This is a genomic window from Calidithermus roseus (assembly GCF_003574095.1).
Taxonomy (GTDB): Bacteria; Deinococcota; Deinococci; order Deinococcales; family Thermaceae; genus Calidithermus; species Calidithermus roseus.
The window spans coordinates 1-18,842 of the sequence record NZ_QWLA01000069.1 but is presented as its reverse complement, the minus strand read 5'-3'; the positions used below and the strand labels follow the sequence as shown (position 1 = coordinate 18,842).

Below are 18,842 nucleotides of genomic sequence, written 5' to 3'. Positions count from 1 at the left end.
GCCAGCGGGTCTTCTCCTTGGCATCCTTGCAGCTACGGTAGCGCTGTTCGAGTTCCTCCAGGCTCAGGTGGGGGTGTAGGGGTATGGCTTTGCTCGGCATGCATTATTATCTACATAGGTTTGGTATAAATCACCACTGCTATTTTGCGTTTTCCATAAACTGCGAAACAGTCTTTTCCTCGCCCAGGAGGCCCCTGGGCCGGTAGAGCAGGATTGCCATGAAGACAAGCGAGATGAATAGATAGCGAAGGTAAGGGCTGCGGGCGGGGAGATCTTCGGAGATGGCTGCCAGGAAGGGGGTGAGGGTATCGGTCAGGAAGGCCGTGCCCGTCCAGACCCCCCAGATGACGAAAGCCCCCAGGATGGCCCCCTTGTTGTTGCCGCTGCCTCCCAGCATCAGCATTACCCAGATCAGGAAGGTGCCGAAGAGGGGGATGAAATGGCCGTAGTCGATCGAGACCAGGAAATGAGCGTAAAAAGCCCCGCCGATACCCATGATCATGGCTCCTACCACGAAGGCCTCGAGCTTGAAGGCAAAGACGTTCTTGCCTACCATCGCGGCTGAGACCTCATCCTCGCGGATGGCCCGGAGCACCCGTCCCCAGGGCGAGCGCAGGGCCTTTTCGAGGGCCAGGTAGACCAGCACCACCGCCGCGCTCACTAGGACCAGGTAGAGGTAAGGATAGTCCCGGGGCTCGAGGCCAGCGAAGAGAGGGTGCAAAAAGGTCGGGAGCCAGTCGCAGGAGGGACCATCAGTCAGGCAGTACAGGGGTCTGGGGATGCCCCTCAGGGGTTGCGGGCCGTTGGCCAACCAGCGCTCGTTCTGGAAGACCAGGCGGATCAACTCGGCGACGCCGATGGTGGCAATCGCCAGGTAGTCCTCGCGCAGGCGCAGCGTGGGCAGGCCCACCAAAAAGGCCACCACCCCGCTGAGGATGGCCGCAGACAGCACCCCCACCAGGAAAGGCATTCCCAGCCCGAAGGCCTGCTGGCTATAGAGGGCCAGGGCCCCGCTGGGCATAGCCGTAGTGAACAGGGCCGAGGTAAAGGCCCCCAGAGCGAAGAAACCGGCGATGCCGATGTTGAAAAGCCCAGTGTAACCCCAGTGCACGTTGAGGCCCAGGGAGAGCAGAGCAAAGACCGAGGCGAAGACTGCGAAGGAGACTAGGTAGGCCAGGAGCCCTGTGGGCAGCACCCAGTGGAGCAGCAAAGCCAGGAGCAAGGCCGGGGCCAGCCAGGCTAAAGCCCGCCTTCCCGGCCAGAAGCTTAGAAGCAGGAAGGCCAGGGGCAGGGCCAGCAGCGCGGATTTGATGAGGGTATCTGCTTCCATGTTTAAGTCACCTCGCAGTGAGCTTGATCAGGTGGCGGGCTTCCACAGCGACCTTTAACCCCCTGGGCGTCCAAAAATCCCCTGGGGACGCACCAGAAGCACCAGGATCATCAGCACGAAGGCCACCCCAGGAGCGTAGGCCGGGTTGAGAAAGGAGGCGGAGACCTGCTGGGCGATGCCGATCACCATGGCGCCTGCCAGAGCCCCGTAGGGATTGCCGATGCCCCCCAGGATCACGGCGGCGAAGAGCGGCAGCAGCATGAACCAGCCCATCTCCGGCCGCAACTGGGCATCCAGGCCCAGCATGACCCCGCTGATCCCCGCCAGCCCCCCGCCCAGCAGCCAGGTCCACAAGGCTACCCGCTCGGTGGGGATGCCGCAGGTCCGGGCAAGGTCGGGGTTGTCGGCGGTGGCCCGCATGGCCTTGCCCAACTTGGTCTTCTCCAGGAGCAGATAGAGCAAGAAGACCAGGAGGAGGGCCAGGCCCAGGATGAAGAGCTGGTCCGGTCGCAACAGCACGCCGAAGACCTCCATGGCCGGGCGGGGCCGCCCCACGTAGTAGAAGAGGAAGTCCGGCCCCCAGAAGAGGTAGATCAGGCTGCGCACGAAGAAGGCGGCGGCAAAGGCGGCCATGGCCAGGACCACCGGCTGGGCTCGTCTAAAGCGCAGGGGCCGGTAGAGGAAGCGGTCGACGAGCAAAGCCGCCAGGCCGGTGAGGGGAAAAACGAGCCCCAAAGCTACCAGGAACTCGAGGCTGAAGGAGAAGGGCCTCAGGGGTGGGCCCTGGGGGAGGAGGGTCAGCATGAACAGGGCCAGGTAGGCCCCCAGGGTCATCAGGTCTCCGTGGGCGAAGTTGGCGAAGCGCAGGATCCCATAGACCAGCGTGAGACCTATGGCTCCCAAAGCCAGGATGCTACCCAGCATGGTTCCCCAGATCACCAGGGAAAGTAGCCGGTCTGGGCTTACCCCTTGCTGGGCTGCCAGGAGGATGGGCAACAGGACTAGGAAAAGCAGGAAGAGCGGCGGAACCCAGGGCCGGGCCCAAAGCCGCCCCACCTGCTCACGCCATCGCCTGGCACCCAGCACGTCTACCCTCCCAGGTAAAGCCGGCCGATCTCCGGGTTGGTCAGCAGCTCGGGTCCCGGTCCTTCGAAGCGGTTCTGTCCTGCGGCCAGCACGTAAGCCCGGTGGGCCAGCTCCAGCGACTTCTTGGCGTTCTGCTCGACCATCAGAATGGCCACCCCGGTGCGGTTGATGGCCAGGATCTGCTCGAAGATGTGGTCTACTAGCACCGGAGCCAGGCCGGCCGAGGGCTCGTCGAGCATGAGCAACTCGGGGTCCAGCATCAAAGCCCGGCCGATGGCCACCATCTGCCGCTCCCCCCCCGACATCCGCCCCACGCGCTGGTGGCGGCGCTCACGCAGCCTGGGGAACAGCCGGAACACCCGCTCTTTGCGCTCCTTGAGGTCTCCACTGAGGACGAAGGCCCCCATCTCCAGATTCTCCTCCGCGCTCAGCGAGGGGAAGACGTTATCCACCTGGGGGACGTAGGCCATGCCCTTGCGCACCAGCGCTTCCGGGAGAGCGTGGGTGACTTCCTCCCCCTTGAAGCGGATCACCCCCCGGCGGCACCTCAGCAGGCCGAAGAGGGTTTTGAGCAGGGTGGACTTGCCCGCGCCGTTGGGGCCGATCAGCGAGACGATCTCCCCCGGCTCCACCCGGATGGAGACATCCCGCAGGACCTCGAGGTCCCCGTAACCCCCACTGACCCCTTCAGCCTTCAAAAGCGACATACTGGCCTCCCAGATAAGCCTCGAGCACCCTGGGGTCGCGGCGGATCTCCTCCGGCGGACCCTCGGCGAGCCTGCGCCCTTCGCTCATCACAATGACCGGGTTGCACAGGCGCATCACCAGATCCATGTCGTGCTCGATGATCAGGAAAGTGATTCCCCGCCCCTGGAGATCCTCGATCCTGGAGGCCAGCTTGCGCATCAGCGTGGGGTTGACCCCGGCCCCCGGCTCGTCCAAAAGCACCAGCAGCGGGTCGGCCATGAGTACGCGGGCCAGCTCCAGAAGCTTGCGCTGGCCTCCGGAGAGGTTGCCCGCGTACTCATCCTGGAGCTGGGCGAGCTCGACGAACTCCAAGACCTCCAGGGCCCGATGGCGAATGGCCTCCTCCTGGGCTCGCACCAGGCCGGGGCGGAACCAGGTATTCCAGAAGCGCTCGCCCAGCTGGCCCGGCGGCACCAGCATCAGGTTCTCCAGCACGCTCATCAGGCGGTGCTCGCGGGGGATCTGGAAGGTGCGGGCCAGGCCCCGGCGGAAGACCTGGTGCGGCGGCAGGCCGGTGATGTCCTCTCCCTGAAACAGCACCCGCCCGGCATCGGGGCGCAGGAAGCCAGTGACCAGGTTGAACAGCGTGGTCTTGCCGGCCCCGTTGGGGCCGATCAGGCCGGTAATGGTCCCCCGGCGGACCTCGAGGCGGCAACCATCCACCGCCCGCAGCCCACCAAAGTCCTTGACCAGATCCACCACCTCGAGGATCGGCTGACCCTGAGCGTCCATTCCATAGAGGGCTGGATAGATTCTGAGGCAATCCTACCACAGGGAAACCCCTCGGTCCAAGGCGAAGAAGGCTGCGGGCATCGGGATGCTCTTGAGGGAAAGGCGTTCACGGTTGAGAGCGGAATTCCCCGCTAAGATGGATAGGATGTGGGCTATTTTCGCCCAGCGGCCTGTGGCCAGGGCGGTCGCCATCTTCGCGGCGCTGAACCTGCTGACGGTGCTGCTATTCACCCTGCTGGTGCCGGGCCGCTCGCAGCTGAGGCCTGATAGCATCCCCCTGCAGAACCCCCAGGAGGTGTTGTGGCGGGTGAGCTTGGCACTGCTGACCTATCTGGTCATCCTGTGGGCCCTGCGCCCTGGTCGGCGGTCCTGGTGGGAGACCGTCGTGCTGGCGGTTTTCGGTGCGGGAGTGGTGATCTGGCTGACCAACTACTACATGCCCTTTCTGGCCTTGGGCATCGTGCCGGTGGTGGCGCGTTATTTCCTGCCGCTGCCTTGGGTCTTGAGCCTGGTGGTCGCGCTGGCCGGGCTTTCGGGCTGGTGGAGCGTGCGCCAGCCGCTGCAACTGACCCTCGAGGTCAAGCTCACCCAGATCCCCACCCGTTCGGAAACCCTCTCCACCCGCCCCATCCCCGCCAACCCCACCGCCCAGACCAGCTTCTGGGTCTTCATCACCGTGCTCTACGCGGGCTATTCGCTCTTCGCCCTCGAGCTTTTGGTGCGCGAGGCCAAGGCCCGCCAGGCCCTCGAGACCACCCAGCGCGAGCTAGAGGAGACCAGCCGCCAGGCCGGAGTGCTGGCCGAGCGGCAGCGCTTGGCCCGCGAGATCCACGACACGTTGGCCCAGAGCTTCGCTAGTGTGGTCGTACACCTCGAGGCCGCCGAGGGGGCCTTGGGCAGCCCTGCCGTGGTCAACTATATTAGCCAGGCCCGCGACACCGCCCGTGAAGGGCTTTCCGAGGCGAGGCGGTTGGTGTGGGCCCTGCGGCCCGAGATCCTCGAGGGCATCCCCCTGCCCGAGGCCCTGCAGCAGCTCTTGCAGCGCTGGCAGTCGGTCAGCAGCCAGGAAGCCCGCTTCACCTTGGCTGGCGAGCCTCGCCCGCTGCACCCCGAGATCGAGCTGAGCCTGCTGCGCATCACCCAGGAAGCCCTCAGCAACGTGCGCAAGCACGCCCAGGCCAACCTGGTCAACGTCACGCTCTCCTACCTCGATGGCCTGGTGCTGCTCGACATCCAGGACGACGGGATCGGGCTCGACCGGCGGGCCGCGAGCAGCGGGGGGTTCGGGCTGCGCTCGATCCGGGAGCGGGTGGAGGCGCTGGGTGGAGAGTTCACGCTCGAAAGCGAGCCGGGTCGGGGTACCATCTTGGCGGTCAGCCTGCCCGAATTTCCCATCCCCAAGCACAGAGTAGGAGGTTCTACGTGAGTCGTATTCGCATCCTGATCGTCGACGATCATCCGGTGGTTCGGGCCGGGCTGGCCGGGCTGCTCTCGAGCCAGCCCGATTTCGAGGTGGTGGGGGAGGCGGGCAACGGCCAGGAGGCCCTGAACATGCTCGAGCGCCTGGACCCCGACGTGGTGCTGATGGACCTGCGCATGCCCGGCATGGACGGGGTGACCGCCATCCGCCGCATGCGCTCTCAGAGCAAGAGCCAGGTGCTCGTGCTCACCACCTTCGACACCGACGCCGAGATCGTGCAGGCGGTGGAGGCAGGGGCTACGGGCTACTTGCTCAAGGACGTGCCCCGCGAGGAACTCTTCCGCGCCGTGCGCCTGACGGCCAGGGGCGAGGCGGTGCTCTCCCCGCCCGTGGCGGCCAGGCTCTTAGGTCGCATGCGCTCACCCAGCGAGGAACACCTTTCCAACCGTGAACTCGAGGTGCTGGGTTTGGTGGCCAAAGGTTTCTCCAATAAGGAGATCGCCAAGCGCCTGCACATCAGCGAGGCCACGGTCAAGACCCATCTGCTGCACACCTTCGGCAAGCTGGGCGTCGATGACCGTACCGCCGCCGTGACCGCCGCGCTCGAGCGGGGCATTCTGCGGCTGGAGGGCTGATAAGATGGGCTCACCGTGAGTGCCCGCCGCCGCCTTTTCCTCATCAAGCACGGTCGCCCCCACGTCGTGCCCGAGCTGCCTGCGCGGCAGTGGACCCTCTCCGACGAGGGCCTTCGCCAGAGCGAGCGGCTGGCCCAGTGGTTCAGGGCCCACCTGCCCACCCAGGTCGTCAGCAGCCTCGAGCCCAAGGCCCGCGAGACCGGCAAGGTGCTGGCCAGCCGCCTCAAGCTGCCCTTCAGCCCCGCCCCCAACCTGCACGAGCACCAGCGCGAGAACGAGCCCTACTTCCCCGACGTGGCTCAGTTCGAGGCCAAGGTGCGCGACTTCTTCGCTGAGCCCAGCCGCCTGACCTTCGGCGAGGAAACCGCCGACCAAGCTCACAGCCGCTTCAGCCAGGCGGTGAACAAGGTGATGGACGAATACCTCATCGACGACGTGGCCCTGGTGGCCCACGGCACGGTGATCGCCCTGCTGGTGAGCCGGGCCAACGGGCTGAGCCCTTTCCCGCTGTGGAAAGCCCTGGGCTTTTGCGGGGTGATCGAGGTGGAGTGGCCCAGCCTGAAGCTGGTGCAGGTGATGGAGCGTATTTAAAGCGCCGAAGGCCAAAGGCAAAACGCTGAACGCGAGTCTGCCCCCAAGCTTTCCCCCATCACGCCTTCGGCAGCAAATTCCGTTCGATCTCGGCACGCAGTCGCTCGGCAAGCTCGAGGGTGTGTTCCGAGAGGGCCCTGGGCTTGATGGAGAGCCAGAGCCGGTGCTGCTGGGGCCAGTAGGTGGCCTCCACGATGCCCCGTGTGCGGCCCTGCTTGAAGTGCCAGTGGGTCGAGCCGGGGTACTGAGCCGAGGTGGTGCGCAGGGTAACGGTGAGGCCGAGTTCGCGCGCAGCCTGCTCGACCGCGGCCCAGACCGCCATCAGGGTGAGGGTGGAGGGCAGGGGGATGTCCAGGCGCATGCCGCGAGCTTACCCCACCACCTGCGACCACACCGCCACGACGTGCGCCGCGCTGCCCAGCAACACGAAGACGTGCCAGATGGGGTGGGCGTACTTCAGGCGCTTGTTGAGGAAAAAGTAGGTTCCCGCCGTGTAGAACACCCCGCCCAGCACCAGCCAAAGCAGGCCCCAGGCCGAAATTTTGGCGAGCAGCACCGGGAAGGCGATCACGATGAGCCAGCCCATCGCCACGTAGAGCAGCGTCGAGACCAGTTCAAAACGCCCGGTGGCGAAGGACTTGAACACCACGCCCAGCACCGCCAGGCCCCACACCACCCCGAAGAGGCTCCAGCCCCAGGGGCCGTTGAGGGTCACCAGCAAAAAGGGGGTGTAGGTCCCGGCGATCAGCAGGTAGATGGCGCTGTGGTCGAGGATCTCCAGCACCCGCTTGGCTTTGGGGTGCCCTATGGCGTGGTAGAGGCTCGAGGTCAGGTACATCAGCACCAGCGTGGCCGAGAAGACGGCGGCGCCGACGACCTGCCAGGCGTCGCCGGTGAGCGCGCTGAAGACGACCAGCACCGCGCCGGCGGCCAGGCTCGCGACGGCTCCGAGCCCGTGCGTGAGGGCGTTGAGGAACTCGACTTTGGGGGGGTGGGTGGTGGCGGTCATGGGGGTTCCTCGAGGGCAGAACTCCCCCGATTATGCACCGTGGCTCCTGAGGGGGGTGAGTCCACGGCCCGTAGACTGGGGGAGATGGACGAGCGCGAGATCGAGTTTGCCCCTACCGAGCAGGTCGAGCGGCGCCAAGCCTTGGTGGACGAGTTCGTGAGCGAGGTGCTGCGCCTGCCCTGGGCTTTCGTCTCCGACTACACCCAGCTTCAGGACTTCGAGGGCGTTCGCACCGAACTCGAGCTCGCCGAGGCCTGCTACGAGCGCTACGGGATGGGGCTCGAGGCCCGGCACTTCGAGATGCCGCTGTACCTACTGCTCGATGAGCTCGAGGCTGCGCGGCGGAAAAAGGGGTAGGGTTGGCTGGACGTCGAACGCAAGACGCAAAACGCCGTTCGATCGTGGTTTGGTGCACTTTGCTGACGGCCTTCTATACAGGCTCCTCGAAAAGCTCCCCTATCTTCAAGCTAAACCCAGGGAGCAGTTCGGGTTCCTGTAGAACGTCTTCAGCCTGAAGGATGCGGACTGTGCGGCTCGAGGTGTGGACCTCTTCTCACTGCGCGCCGTGGTCTTACGAAATCCCGCGGTCAGGCCTGCTCTAAGGCTTCCTTCTGCACTTCCTCCGTAGGCACGCCCGCCGGGTAGCGCCCGTTGAAGCAGGCCAGGCACACCGGCCCGCCCACCGCGCGCTTGACGCCCTCCTCGCTCAAGAAGGCCAGGCTGTCGGCGCCGATGAGCGCTCGGATTTGCTCGACGGAGTGGGTGGAGGCCACCAGTTCCTTGCGGGCGGCGGTGTCGATGCCGTAGTAGCAGGGGAACTTGATGGGCGGGGAGGAGATGCGCACGTGGACCTCGGTGGCCCCGGCGTCGCGCAAGAGCTGCACGATGCGGCCCGAGGTGGTGCCGCGCACGATGGAGTCGTCCACCATCACCACCCGCTTGCCGCGCACGGCGGGGGTGGGGGCGAGCTTGAGCTTGGTCTTGAGGTCGCGCAGCTCCTGGGTGGGCTGGATGAAAGTGCGCCCGGCGTAGGGGTTCTTGTAGAGGCCGTAGTCGAAGGGGATGCCCGAGGCGCGGGCGTAGCCGATGGCCGCCCCGATGCCTGAGTCGGGGACGGGCACCACCAGGTCGGCCTCCGCCGGGGCTTCGGCGGCCAGCACCTCGCCCATGCGCACCCGGCTCTCGTGGGTGCCGATGGAATCGAGCACCGAGTCGGCGCGGGCGAAGTAGATCCACTCGAAAGCGCAGGGGGTGGGGCGGGGCTCGAGCACCTGCTGGCTCTTGAGCTCGCCCGCCTCCACCCACACCAGCTCCCCGGGGCGCACGTCGCGCACGAACTCGGCCCCCACCAACGTCAGGGCCGGGGGCTCGGAGGCGAAGACCCAGCCGCCATTAGGCAAGCGCCCGATCACCAAAGGCCGCACCCCGTTGCCGTCGCGCAGGGCCAGCACGGTGTGGCGGTCCATCAGCACCACCGCGAAGCCGCCCTGCAACTCGCGCATGGAGCGGGCGGTGGCCTCGATGAGGTTGAGCTTGGCGTAGCGGGCGATGAGGTTGATCATCACCTCGGTGTCGTTGGTGGTTTGGAAGACCGCGCCGTGCTCGAGCAACTCCTGCCGAATGGCCTTGGCGTTGACGAAGTTGCCGTTGTGGGCGATGGCCAGGATGCCCTTGGAGCTTCGCACGTTCAAGGGCTGGGCGTTGAAGCGCAGGTTGGAGCCGGTAGTGGAGTAGCGGGTGTGCCCGATGCCCAAGTTGGCCCCCGGAATCCGCAGCCGGGCCATGCGGGCCTCGTCGAAGACCTGCGCGACGAGGCCCAGGTCCTTCTCGATCACCAAATCCTGCCCGTTGGAGACGCAGATCCCGGCGGCCTCCTGCCCCCGGTGCTGCAAGGCGAAGAGCCCGAGTTGGAGCATCCCCGCCACGTCCACGGGCTCCGGGCTCCAGACGCCGATGACGCCGCATTCTTCGTGGGGTTTGTCATCGCGGTCGTACGTCGTACGCCCTACGTTATACGACGTTTTTTCCGGCGTGGGATGTACGACGCAGGACGTACGACCCTTCACGGCAGCACCTCCCGCAGCGGTGCTTCCCAGCCTTGCTTCAACTCGCTCACGCTCCACTTTAGCTGCGTTTTGGGCAGCAGGATTGTGAGTTCATCCCCGCCCACTTGGCCCAGGATGCGGTGGGGGAGGCCCAGGCTTTGCAGGTGAGCGATGGCCGATTGCAGGTGGTCCTGGTCCACGCTGAAGAGGATACGGCCGGGTGCTTCGCCGAAGAGCAAGGCGTCCGGGCGGCCTGCGTCGCGGATTTCCAGCGTCGCCCCCAGCCCATAGGGGAAGGTCATCTCGGCCAGGGCCACCGCCAGCCCGCCCTCGGCCACGTCGTGCGCGGTCCGGACCCAGCCCATCTCGATGAGGTCGCGGATGGCGGCTTGGGCTTTGGCCTCGCGCTGGAGCTCGAGGCGGGGGGGGTGGCCAGCCTCGAGGCCCTCCAGCACCCACAGGTACTCGCTGGCCCCCAGCTCGCCCAGCGGCTCCCCGATGAGCACCACGAACTCGCCGGCTTTCTTGAAACCCATCTCGGCGCGGCGCTCCACGTTTTCCAGCAGGCCCACCACGCCCACCATGGGGGTGGGGGGGATGCGGTAGCTGGGGCCTTCGTTGTAGAGGGAGACGTTGCCCGAGACCACCGGGATGCCCAGGGCTCTGGAGGCTTCGGCCAGCCCGGCGATGGTCTCGGAGAGTTCGTAGTAGCCGTGGGGGGTCTCGGGGTTGCCGCAGTTGAGGCCGTCGGTGTAGGCCAGCGGCCTGCCTCCCACCACGCTGACGTTGCGCGCGGCCTCCGCCAGGGCGTGCATGGCCCCCAGGCGCGGGTGCAGGCGCGAGTAGCGTGGGTTGGCGTCCACTTTGAGCGCGATGGCTCGCCGGGTGCCCTTGACGCGCACGATGGCCGCGTCGCCCTTGCCCGGCACCAGCGCGGTGTTGGTGCCCACCTGGTAGTCGTAGCGCTCGAAGACCGGAGCGCGGCTGCACAGGTTGGGCGAGGCCAGCAGCTTCAGCAGCACGCCGTGCAGGTCACCCGGCACCGGCAGGGCGCTGAGGTCTTTGGCCCGCAGGGCTTGGATCTCCGGGCTCTCCTGTCCCTCGCGCACGTAGGTAACGGAGTCGGCCAGGGCGTGGGTGGGAACCTCGGCCACCACCTGGCCCTCCGATTTGATGCGGAACACCGGCTCTTCGATGGTCACGGCCACGGGGACCGCGTCCAGGCCCCAGCACGCGGCGAGCGCCTCGAGCGCCTTCTCCTTGCCGGGGCGCGGCACCAGCACCATGCGCTCTTGTGACTCGGAGAGCATGAGCTCCAGCGGGCTCATCCCCACCTCCCGGCGCGGCACCTTGTCGAGGTCGAGCTCCAGGCCCAGCCCCGACTTGTGGGCCATTTCCGAGAGCGAGGAGGTGAGCCCGGCGGCCCCCATGTCCTGCACGCCCTCCACCAGGTCGAGGCGGATGGCCTCGAGGGTGGCCTCCATGGTGAGCTTGCCCATGAAGGGGTCGCCCACCTGCACGCTGGGGCGCTTGGACTCGCTCTCCTCGGAGAGCTCTTCGGAGGCGAAGGCCGCCCCGCCGATGCCGTCGCGCCCGGTCTTCGATCCCAGGTAATAGACCGGGCGGCCCAGGCCGGCGCGGCTTTTCTTGAGTTCCTCGACCCGCAGCAGGCCTACGCACATCGCATTGACCAGGGGGTTGTCCTGGTAGTCGGGGTGGAAGTAGATGTCTCCCCCCACCGTGGGGATGCCGATGGCGTTGCCGTAGTGGGCGATGCCCCCCACCACGCCCTGCACCAGGTAGCGGGTGCGGTCGCCCTCGGACCCCCCCGTGTCGGGCTTGCCAAAGCGCAGCGAGTTCAGCAGCGCGATGGGCCGGGCCCCCATCGCCACGATGTCGCGGATGATGCCCCCCACGCCCGTCGCGGCCCCCTGCACCGGCTCCACCGCCGAGGGGTGGTTGTGGCTTTCGATCTTGAAGGCCACCGCGTACCCATCGCCGATCTCCACCACCCCCGCGTTCTCGCCGGGGCCCTGCAATACCGCCGGGCCCTCCTTGGGCAGCAGGCGCAGCAGGGGACGGGAGTTTTTGTACGAGCAGTGCTCGCTCCACATCACCTTGAAGAGGTAGAGCTCGAGCCGACCCGGCTCCCGCCCCAACAGGCGCACGATTTCCCGGTATTCGTTCTGGGGGATGCCGGTTTCCTCGAGCAGCGCCTTGGCCTGCTCGGAGAGGGGGGTTAGGGTTTCTTCCATAGTTAAAGCTCAGGGTGAGGGGTGACGGGGTGACAGGAGGCAGAATGCGTTATCGAACATCGACGTATTGAACTCAGGCGCTGGGCAGCAGCTTGAACAACTCGCGGTGGTCGCTCATGCGCGCGGTGGGCTCGGGGCCGCCGTTGATGGCGCGGTGGCCGGTGTACTGCACCGCCCAGCTATAACCCGCGCCAAAGGCCCCGCCGATGTCGGTGCGGGGGATATCGCCGATGTGCAGAGCGTTTTGCGGATCGACACCCAGCTCGTCGAGGGCAACCATGAAAGCCTCGCGGCGGGGTTTGACCGTGCCGGTCTCGTCGGAGAAGGAGAAGCCACTGAAGTACTCGAGCAGGCCCTGGCGCTCGAGGTGCTCGCGCAGCAGGCGCCCGCCGGTGATGCCCGTGTCGGAGACCACGCCCAGGCGGTATTTCCGGGCCAGCTTGGGCAGGCTCTCCTTGACGCCGGGGAGGGGGGTCAGGCTGCCGTGCAGGGAGGCTTCCTCGAGCCGGCGGGCCGTGAGGGCGATCAGGCCCTCATCGGGCGGAGCACCCAGCAGCTTGAAGATCAGCGTGACCCGCTCGTAGGGTGTCATCATCTGCTCGGCCTGCCAGACCTGCTCGTAGGCCATGGCGGCCTGGCGGTAAGCCTCGCGCACCTGGCTTTCGTCGGCGGGGGTTCCGGCTTCCGAAAGCGCATCGAGCAGGATCTCGTAGCGCAGCGAGAGCACTTGGTGAGCGTAGCTCTCGCTCTCGGTGAACAGCGTCCCCCAGAAATCGAAGGTGATGGCCTTGAGGTTTTCGATGCCTTGCGTGTTCATCGCATCTCCTCCACACTCACGCCAGGGTTGCCAGCGCCTTGCTCAGGCTGGTGAAGATGCCCTCCCCGTCCACCGACCCCAGCACGCTCTCCACCGCGCGCTCCGGGTGGGGCATCATGCCCAGCACGTTGCCCCGTTCGTTGACGATGCCTGCGATGTCACCCAAGCTGCCGTTGGGGTTGCCGCCTTGCCCCTGGTGCTCGACGTAGCGGAAGACGATCTGGCGGTTTTGCTCCAGCCGCGCCAGCGTTTCCTCGTCGGCGTAGTAACGGCCCTCGCCGTGGGCGATGGGAAGGCGCAGCACCTGAGCCTGGCGGTAATCGGAGGTAAAGGGCAGGTCGGTGCGCTCGACTCGCAGGAAGACCTCCTTGCAGGTGTAGTGCAGGTTGGTGTTGGCCAGCAGCGCTCCCGGCAGCAGCCCGGCCTCGGTGAGGACCTGGAAGCCGTTGCAGATGCCCATCACCGGGTAGCCCCGCTGGGCCAGGCGACGCACCTCGCCCATGACCGGGGAGAACTTGGCCAGCGCCCCGGCCCGCAAGTAGTCGCCATAGGAGAAGCCTCCGGGCAAAAACACCGCGCCATAGCCCTCGAGGCTGCCTTCGGTGTGCCAGACCAGCTCAGCTTTCAGCCCCACCCGCTCGAGCGCCCAGCGGGTGTCCTGGTCGCAATTGGAGCCAGGGAAGACGATGACGGCGACTTTCACGGCGCCTCCGGCACGCGAAACGCTAAACGCCATAGGCCATACGCGTCTTTACCCCCAGCGTTTTGCGTCTTGCGTCTTGCGTTTGGCATTACAAAACCTCCTGCAACGGCTTCAGGGCTTCCAGCGCGTACACTTCCATCACCGGATTGGCCAGCGCCTTAGCGACGGAGAGGGCGCTTTCGCGGGCCTCGGGTTCGGAGGGGGCCTCGAGCTCCATCTCGAGCACCCGCCCCACCCGCACGTTCTCCACACGGTAGCCCAGGCCCCTGAGCACGCCCTCGACCGCCCGGCCCTGGGGGTCGAGGATGCCGTCTTTGAGTTCGATCAGGATCGTCGCGTGATACTTCATCATTGCGCCTCCGGCGCGCTAAACGCCAAAAGTCCAACCTTCACCCAGCACCCCCGACCACCCGTCGCAGCACCTCCTGGTAGGCCTCCTCCACCCCGCCTAAGTCGCGGCGGAAGCGGTCTTTGTCCATCTTCTCACCCGTGCCCACCTCCCACAGCCGCATGGTGTCGGGGCTGATCTCGTCGGCCAGGACGATGGTTCCATCGGGGAGCCGCCCGAACTCGAGCTTGAAGTCGATGAGCTCGAGACCGCGCTCGAGGAAGAAGGCCTTGAGCGCCTCGTTGACGCGCAGGGCCAGTTCCCGGATGCGGGCCAGCTCCCCCTCGCTCAGCAGGCCCAGCGCCAGCGCGGCCTCGTCGTAGATCAAAGGGTCGCCCAGGGCGTCGTTCTTGAGGGAGAACTCCACCAGCGCTCGGGCGAGGGGGCGACCTTCCTCCACGCCGTAGCGCTTGGCGAAGGTTCCGGCGGTGCGGTTCCTGACGATGACCTCCAGTGGCACGATCTCGACCTGCCGCACCAGCATTTCCCGCTCGGAGAGTTCGCGCAGGAAGTGGGTGGGGACGCCGTGGGCCTCGAGGTAGCGGAAGAGCTGGGCCGAGATGCGGTTGTTCACCACCCCTTTGCCTGCGATGGTGCCCCGCTTCTGGGCGTTGAAGGCGGTGGCGTCGTCCTTGTAGTACACCCGGTAGGTCCCGGCCTCGGGGCCTGGGTACACGATCTTGGCTTTGCCCTCGTACAGTTTCTCCATGATCAGCCTCGGCGCTTAACTAAGTGCCCTCCGTTTGATTTTCCCTCATCTGGGGCTCCCACGGGAAGCGTTTGTTGGCGCGCTGACGGGAAGATTGGTCCAAGAGGCGAAGCTTCCCGTGGGGTACTTGAAGACGAGGGGAATGTCCTACCATCTTATCCCCTCTATCTAAAGCCCGAAACGGGCGTAAATGGCATCGACGTGCCGCAGGAAGTAGCCGGGGTCAAAAGCGGAGGCCAGGGCCTCGCCCTTGAGGCTGCACTGGGGGTCGGCCTCGAGCAGCTCGCGGAAATCGCGGCCTTCCTCCCAGCTTTTCAAGGCGTTGCGCTGCACCACCTCGTAGGCGGCGGTGCGGTCCATGCCGCTCTCCACCAGCAGGCCCAGCACCCGCTGCGAGTAGACCAGCCCACGGGTGAGGGCCAGGTTGCGCGCGATGTTGGCCTCGTAGACCACCAACCCCTCCAGCACCCGCCCCAGGCGGCGCAGCATGTAGTGGGCCAAGGTAGTGGAGTCGGGCAGGATGACCCGTTCGACCGAGGAGTGGCTGATGTCGCGCTCGTGCCACAGGGCCACGTTTTCCAGCTCGGCCTGGAGGTTGGAGCGCAAGAGCCGCGCCAGCCCGGAGATGTTCTCCAGGGCCACCGGGTTTTTCTTGTGGGGCATGGAGGAGGAGCCCGTCTGACGGTAGCTGAAGGGCTCCGCCGCCTCGAGCACCTCGGTGCGCTGGAGGTGGCGCAGCTCGACCGCGATGCGCTCGAGGTCGGCCCCCAGGATGGCCAGAGCGCTCATCAGCTCGGCGTGGCGGTCGCGGGGGATCACCTGGGTCGAGACCGACTCGACCTCCAGCCCCAGCTTTCGGGCCACGTGGGCTTCGACGGCGGGCTCGAGGTGGGCGTAGTTGCCCACCGAGCCCGAGAGCATGGCGATGCCGATGGTCTTCCTGGCCCGCTTCAGGCGCTCGGCGTCGCGCAGCAGCGCGGCGTAGAAGCTCAGGAAGCGCAGCCCGAAGCTCGTAGGCTCGGCGTGGACCCCGTGGGTGCGCCCCACCGCCGGGGTGTGCTTGTAGCGCACGGCCAGCCGCTTGAGGGCCTCCTGCACCCTCTTGAGTTCGGCCTCGATGAGCGTGAGGGCCTCCACGAGCAGCGTGTTCTGCGCGGTGTCCACCACATCGGTGCTGGTAAGGCCGAAGTGCAGCCACTGGGCCACTTCGGCGTCGTCCACCCAGGCCGAGAGCACACGGGTGAAGGCCACGATGTCGTGGCGGGTCTGCTCCTCGAGTGCTTCCACCTGGGTGGCGAAAGCCTCGTCGATGGGTCGTCGGGTCAGCCCCTCGGCCAGTTTGGCGGCTACGCCCCTGGGCACCACACCCAGCTCCTCCCAGGCTTCAAGGGCGTACTGCTCGACCCTGGCCCAGGCTTCATACTTGCGGGCCTCGGTCCACAGCGCCTTCATCTCAGGGGTTTGGTAGCGCTCGATCATCCGCTCCTCCAGGCAGGGTCGTACAACGATTCACGCCAGGCGCGAGGGCCTGGCGGTAGACTTCTCCGTTGCCGCTTTGTAAAGAAGAAGAAACTCGTTAGGATCACCCAGGATCACTCGCTGTCCGTCGCCGTCTCACGGGGCGGCCTGGTGGACAACGGCAAGAGTCTAACACAAAGGCCGAGGGGGGCGGGCCAGCCACCCGAACCCCGCGCCGCCACCCGTGGCCTAATCGCGCTCTTCCCTTGGCTCACGGCGGCCCTCGAGGCACTTGACCGGTTGATTTCGGAGTGAATATACTTTACCGGATTCGATCCGACGGAAGGGGGTGGGAAAAACCCTTTAGGGGCGCTTTTTCCTTAATAAGGATACCGGCTTTATGAAAGTACTTCGGACTTCCGAGCGCTGCGGGTGCTCGGGCGGAGTTCCTTGCTGCTTAGCTACATATCGAGGAGAGGAAGAACGTGAAGTTGAAGCTTCTTTACACTGGGTTGGCCGGAGCGCTCCTGCTGTTCGGGTGTACCCCGGCCGACACCAGCCCTCCCGTCGTGCGGGTCAGCCAGCCCGCCGACGGTGCTACCGTGAACACCAACGGCGTGGAGGTCCGGGGCAGCGCCACGGACGAGCGCGCGGTCGCTCGGGTCACCTACCAGCTCAACGGGGGGCCTGAGCAGCGCGTGGACATTTCTACCGGGAAGCAGGTCAACTTTGAGCTCGACGTCAGCGGCCTGGAACAGGGCAACAACGTGATCACCCTCAACGCCTATGACGCTGCAGGTAACAAGGGCAGCACGCAGCTCAAGGTCAGGTACCAGCCCGGGGCGCCCGGCGTCGTCATCACCCAGCCTGTCGCCGGGACCACGCTCAACCGCACGGGCGTGAACGTCGTGGGCAGGGCCACGGACGACCAGGCCGTGACCCGCCTGACGTACCAGCTCAACGGTGGGCCTGAGCAAGAGGTAAGCATCACGGCGGGGGCGCAGGCCGAGTTCAGCTTCGCAGTCAGCGGCCTGCGCGAGGGCAGCAACACCCTCACCGTCAACGCCTACGACGCGCTGGGCCTCAAGGGCAGCGCCACTGTGAGTGTGGTCTACGGCCCGCTTGTGCTCACGGGCTTGGTGGTGGACAACAACGCCGGGGCCGCGCTGGCGGGGAGCACCGTCACGGTGGACGGAAGTCCGGCTACCGCGGTCACCAACAGCGAGGGGGCCTTCACCCTGCACCTGCCCGCGGGTACCTACAACTTCAACTTCAGCAAGCCCGGCTACGCCGGGAGCCGCATCGAGGGGCTGCGCCTCGAGGCCAATCTCGGCCCCATCAGCGTGGTGCAGAAGCGTGCGGCCAACCCCGGCCTTGCCACCACCCCCCCCAGCCTTTCTGTAACCACTGGCGCGGGCGGATGCGGTGGGATTGCCGCCGGGGTGGACTTTGCCACCGTGACCCAGGCTCAAGCCTGTGTCCCCTTCCGCATCACCGCCACGGCCCAGGGCAGCGGGAACATGGTCCGGCTCATCTACGCGGGCCTCGCCAAGACCCCCGGCTCCGGCTTTTTCTCCAACCCGCGCTTTAGTTGGTCCGCTGACGTCAACGGGCCCGACACCGGCAACCGACAACTCTCCGGTGCGGCCGTCGCCGGGGTGAACGGCCCCACGACCTTCGAGGTCGTGGCCTACGACCTCAACGATAACCGGGTGCACCGCATCTACTACCTTGACTTCACCCAGAACACCGCCAGCCCCGCCGTCACCCCCGTGACCAGCTTCCGGGTACTGTCGGTCACGCTGGCCCAGGCGGTCGGGTTTTACAGTCCCCCGAAGCCCACGGCCGTGCGCCTGCCTACCGCTTCCAGCATCTCGGTTCAGGGGGCTCCTTCCGCCGACAGCACGCTGTGGGTCGAACTCTCCTGGAGTTACAGCGGCACCAACCCCGACCGCTTTGAGATCTGGCGCTCCTTCGACGGCTCTACCTTCACCAGGATTGCCACCTTGGGCGGCACCGCCCGTGCCTACAACGACGGCAGCCCCCAGTTGGCGGTGGGCCGAAGGGTTTACTACCGCGTCGATGCTGTGGGCAGCACCACTGCCACCGGGCCGGTGCTGGCCACCACCCCTCTCGACCGCTTCACGGTAAGCCTCCTCAGCCCGGCGAAGAACCAGACCGGCGTGTCGGTGCGCCCCACCTTTTCCTGGAGCGTGAGTCGGGTGGTCGGTGACCAGCGCCTGTTCGCGCCCTTCGTCCTGGATTACCCGCAGCAGGGGGAGTACCTCATCTGGTCCCCCTACTTCTCCACCGGGCAGTTGTTCTCCGACGCTGACCTCGAGGTCAGCGGCAACACCTACAGCGTGGCCTACAACGCCGACGGCGCGGCCAGCCTGAGCCGTCTCGAGGCCCACCACGCCTACTCCTTCGACCTCTCGGCCGCGGCGGTGAGCTTCGACCCCGCCGACCCGGCCCGCGTCGAGGCCATCTCCATCGCCCAAGACATCTGGAACGTCTTCCACCCGCTGGGCGTGTGCAACTTCGGCGGTCCGGTCTGCACCGGCGAGTGGAACGAATTCGTGACCGGAGACGGGAGCTACTGAACATGCGCCAGGTTCTTCTGATCGTCCTGCTGAGCCTCTTGGCGGCCTGCGGCCTCCAGACCCGCCCCCCCGCGCCGGACGGCTCGAGCCCGGCCCTCACCATCCCCCAGGAGCGGCAGTTGGTGGTGGGCTATAAAGACCGGGCCAACCTCGAGGCCATCGCCCGGCGGGTCGGGGCGCGGGTGGTTGCCACCATTCCCCAGCTCGAGGCCGCGCTCCTCGAACTCCCCCAAGGCCTCAGCCAGGCCCAAGCCGCGCGCCGCCTGATGGCCCAGGCCCGCTACGCCGAGGCCAACCGCTTCGACCGCCAGCCC

19 protein-coding genes are annotated in these 18,842 nt (G+C 66.5%); 6 read left to right on the top strand and 13 right to left on the bottom strand.

What is annotated here, in order from left to right:
• Window positions 1-139: 139 nt before the first annotated feature.
• Genes Mrose_RS14655 through Mrose_RS14640 form a run of 4 tightly spaced genes read right to left on the bottom strand, consistent with a single transcriptional unit; the run spans window position 140 to window position 3,895 of the window.
• Entirely contained in the window at window positions 140-1,330 is a 1,191-nt protein-coding gene (locus Mrose_RS14655; RefSeq protein WP_119279505.1) for a branched-chain amino acid ABC transporter permease, read from the bottom strand.
• A gap of 54 nt (window positions 1,331-1,384) precedes the next feature.
• The gene (locus Mrose_RS14650) at window positions 1,385-2,416 is read right to left on the bottom strand and encodes a branched-chain amino acid ABC transporter permease (RefSeq protein ID WP_220452341.1); all 1,032 of its coding nucleotides are present in this window, start codon (window positions 2,414-2,416) and stop codon (window positions 1,385-1,387) included.
• A gap of 2 nt (window positions 2,417-2,418) precedes the next feature.
• Window positions 2,419-3,123: an ABC transporter ATP-binding protein gene (locus Mrose_RS14645; RefSeq protein WP_119279503.1), complete on the bottom strand. Its 705-nt coding sequence runs from the start codon at window positions 3,121-3,123 to the stop codon at window positions 2,419-2,421.
• Window positions 3,104-3,895: an ABC transporter ATP-binding protein gene (locus Mrose_RS14640; RefSeq protein ID WP_119279511.1), complete on the bottom strand. Its 792-nt coding sequence runs from the start codon at window positions 3,893-3,895 to the stop codon at window positions 3,104-3,106. The genes Mrose_RS14645 and Mrose_RS14640 overlap by 20 nt, the downstream gene beginning before the upstream one ends.
• A gap of 145 nt (window positions 3,896-4,040) precedes the next feature.
• On the opposite strand from Mrose_RS14640, the gene Mrose_RS14635 reads away from it, so the two are divergent.
• The 3 genes from Mrose_RS14635 to Mrose_RS14625 are packed head-to-tail and all read left to right on the top strand — an operon-like array spanning window position 4,041 to window position 6,541.
• Window positions 4,041-5,321 carry a sensor histidine kinase gene (locus Mrose_RS14635; protein WP_119279501.1) on the top strand — a complete coding sequence of 427 codons (1,281 nt, stop codon included), beginning with the start codon at window positions 4,041-4,043 and terminating at the stop codon, window positions 5,319-5,321.
• Window positions 5,318-5,950 (top strand): response regulator, encoded by a 633-nt coding sequence (locus Mrose_RS14630; protein ID WP_119279499.1) that lies wholly within the window; start codon window positions 5,318-5,320, stop codon window positions 5,948-5,950. Before Mrose_RS14635 ends, Mrose_RS14630 begins: the two co-directional genes overlap by 4 nt.
• 15 nt (window positions 5,951-5,965) lie before the next feature.
• Window positions 5,966-6,541 (top strand): histidine phosphatase family protein, encoded by a 576-nt coding sequence (locus Mrose_RS14625; RefSeq protein ID WP_119279498.1) that lies wholly within the window; start codon window positions 5,966-5,968, stop codon window positions 6,539-6,541.
• A gap of 58 nt (window positions 6,542-6,599) precedes the next feature.
• Here Mrose_RS14625 and Mrose_RS14620 read toward each other — a convergent pair whose 3' ends face one another.
• Window positions 6,600-6,902 (bottom strand): hypothetical protein, encoded by a 303-nt coding sequence (locus tag Mrose_RS14620; RefSeq protein WP_119279496.1) that lies wholly within the window; start codon window positions 6,900-6,902, stop codon window positions 6,600-6,602.
• Between the two features lie 9 nt (window positions 6,903-6,911).
• Window positions 6,912-7,550, bottom strand: a complete 639-nt coding sequence (gene trhA / locus Mrose_RS14615; protein ID WP_119279494.1) for a PAQR family membrane homeostasis protein TrhA — start codon at window positions 7,548-7,550, stop codon at window positions 6,912-6,914.
• An 84-nt stretch (window positions 7,551-7,634) separates the two neighbouring features.
• On the opposite strand from trhA, the gene Mrose_RS14610 reads away from it, so the two are divergent.
• Window positions 7,635-7,907 carry a hypothetical protein gene (locus tag Mrose_RS14610; protein WP_119279492.1) on the top strand — a complete coding sequence of 91 codons (273 nt, stop codon included), beginning with the start codon at window positions 7,635-7,637 and terminating at the stop codon, window positions 7,905-7,907.
• 230 nt (window positions 7,908-8,137) lie between these two features.
• Here Mrose_RS14610 and purF read toward each other — a convergent pair whose 3' ends face one another.
• From purF to purB, 7 genes are all read right to left on the bottom strand, one after another.
• Entirely contained in the window at window positions 8,138-9,505 is a 1,368-nt protein-coding gene (gene purF / locus Mrose_RS14605) for an amidophosphoribosyltransferase (RefSeq protein ID WP_119279509.1), read from the bottom strand.
• 107 nt (window positions 9,506-9,612) lie between these two features.
• Window positions 9,613-11,850 (bottom strand): phosphoribosylformylglycinamidine synthase subunit PurL, encoded by a 2,238-nt coding sequence (gene purL / locus Mrose_RS14600; protein ID WP_119279490.1) that lies wholly within the window; start codon window positions 11,848-11,850, stop codon window positions 9,613-9,615.
• Window positions 11,851-11,923: 73 nt separating this feature from the next.
• The gene (locus tag Mrose_RS14595; RefSeq protein WP_119279488.1) at window positions 11,924-12,667 is read right to left on the bottom strand and encodes an HAD family hydrolase; all 744 of its coding nucleotides are present in this window, start codon (window positions 12,665-12,667) and stop codon (window positions 11,924-11,926) included.
• A gap of 16 nt (window positions 12,668-12,683) precedes the next feature.
• Complete coding sequence (purQ, locus tag Mrose_RS14590; protein WP_119279487.1) at window positions 12,684-13,370, bottom strand: phosphoribosylformylglycinamidine synthase subunit PurQ; 687 nt, start codon at window positions 13,368-13,370, stop codon at window positions 12,684-12,686.
• 88 nt (window positions 13,371-13,458) lie between these two features.
• Window positions 13,459-13,722: a phosphoribosylformylglycinamidine synthase subunit PurS gene (purS, locus tag Mrose_RS14585; protein ID WP_182482843.1), complete on the bottom strand. Its 264-nt coding sequence runs from the start codon at window positions 13,720-13,722 to the stop codon at window positions 13,459-13,461.
• A gap of 37 nt (window positions 13,723-13,759) precedes the next feature.
• Entirely contained in the window at window positions 13,760-14,467 is a 708-nt protein-coding gene (purC, locus tag Mrose_RS14580) for a phosphoribosylaminoimidazolesuccinocarboxamide synthase (RefSeq protein WP_119279485.1), read from the bottom strand.
• A 168-nt stretch (window positions 14,468-14,635) separates the two neighbouring features.
• The gene (gene purB / locus Mrose_RS14575) at window positions 14,636-15,946 is read right to left on the bottom strand and encodes an adenylosuccinate lyase (RefSeq protein ID WP_119279483.1); all 1,311 of its coding nucleotides are present in this window, start codon (window positions 15,944-15,946) and stop codon (window positions 14,636-14,638) included.
• A gap of 464 nt (window positions 15,947-16,410) precedes the next feature.
• Between purB and Mrose_RS14570 the strand changes: the two genes are divergently transcribed.
• Window positions 16,411-18,528: an Ig-like domain-containing protein gene (locus tag Mrose_RS14570; RefSeq protein WP_182482842.1), complete on the top strand. Its 2,118-nt coding sequence runs from the start codon at window positions 16,411-16,413 to the stop codon at window positions 18,526-18,528.
• A gap of 2 nt (window positions 18,529-18,530) precedes the next feature.
• Window positions 18,531-18,842, top strand: a 312-nt coding sequence (locus Mrose_RS14565; protein ID WP_420808358.1) for a S8 family serine peptidase, incomplete at its 3' end; no start/stop codon positions are given.

Coding starts and splice junctions, on each gene's coding strand:
- Mrose_RS14655 (WP_119279505.1), bottom strand. CDS start 1,330: ATGGAAGCAGATACCCTCATCAAATCCGCGCTGCTGGCCCTGCCCCTG.
- Mrose_RS14645 (WP_119279503.1), bottom strand. CDS start 3,123: ATGTCGCTTTTGAAGGCTGAAGGGGTCAGTGGGGGTTACGGGGACCTC.
- Mrose_RS14640 (WP_119279511.1), bottom strand. CDS start 3,895: ATGGACGCTCAGGGTCAGCCGATCCTCGAGGTGGTGGATCTGGTCAAG.
- Mrose_RS14635 (WP_119279501.1), top strand. CDS start 4,041: ATGTGGGCTATTTTCGCCCAGCGGCCTGTGGCCAGGGCGGTCGCCATC.
- Mrose_RS14620 (WP_119279496.1), bottom strand. CDS start 6,902: ATGCGCCTGGACATCCCCCTGCCCTCCACCCTCACCCTGATGGCGGTC.
- trhA (WP_119279494.1), bottom strand. CDS start 7,550: ATGACCGCCACCACCCACCCCCCCAAAGTCGAGTTCCTCAACGCCCTC.
- Mrose_RS14610 (WP_119279492.1), top strand. CDS start 7,635: ATGGACGAGCGCGAGATCGAGTTTGCCCCTACCGAGCAGGTCGAGCGG.
- purL (WP_119279490.1), bottom strand. CDS start 11,850: ATGGAAGAAACCCTAACCCCCCTCTCCGAGCAGGCCAAGGCGCTGCTC.
- Mrose_RS14595 (WP_119279488.1), bottom strand. CDS start 12,667: ATGAACACGCAAGGCATCGAAAACCTCAAGGCCATCACCTTCGATTTC.
- purS (WP_182482843.1), bottom strand. CDS start 13,722: ATGATGAAGTATCACGCGACGATCCTGATCGAACTCAAAGACGGCATC.
- purC (WP_119279485.1), bottom strand. CDS start 14,467: ATGGAGAAACTGTACGAGGGCAAAGCCAAGATCGTGTACCCAGGCCCC.
- purB (WP_119279483.1), bottom strand. CDS start 15,946: ATGATCGAGCGCTACCAAACCCCTGAGATGAAGGCGCTGTGGACCGAG.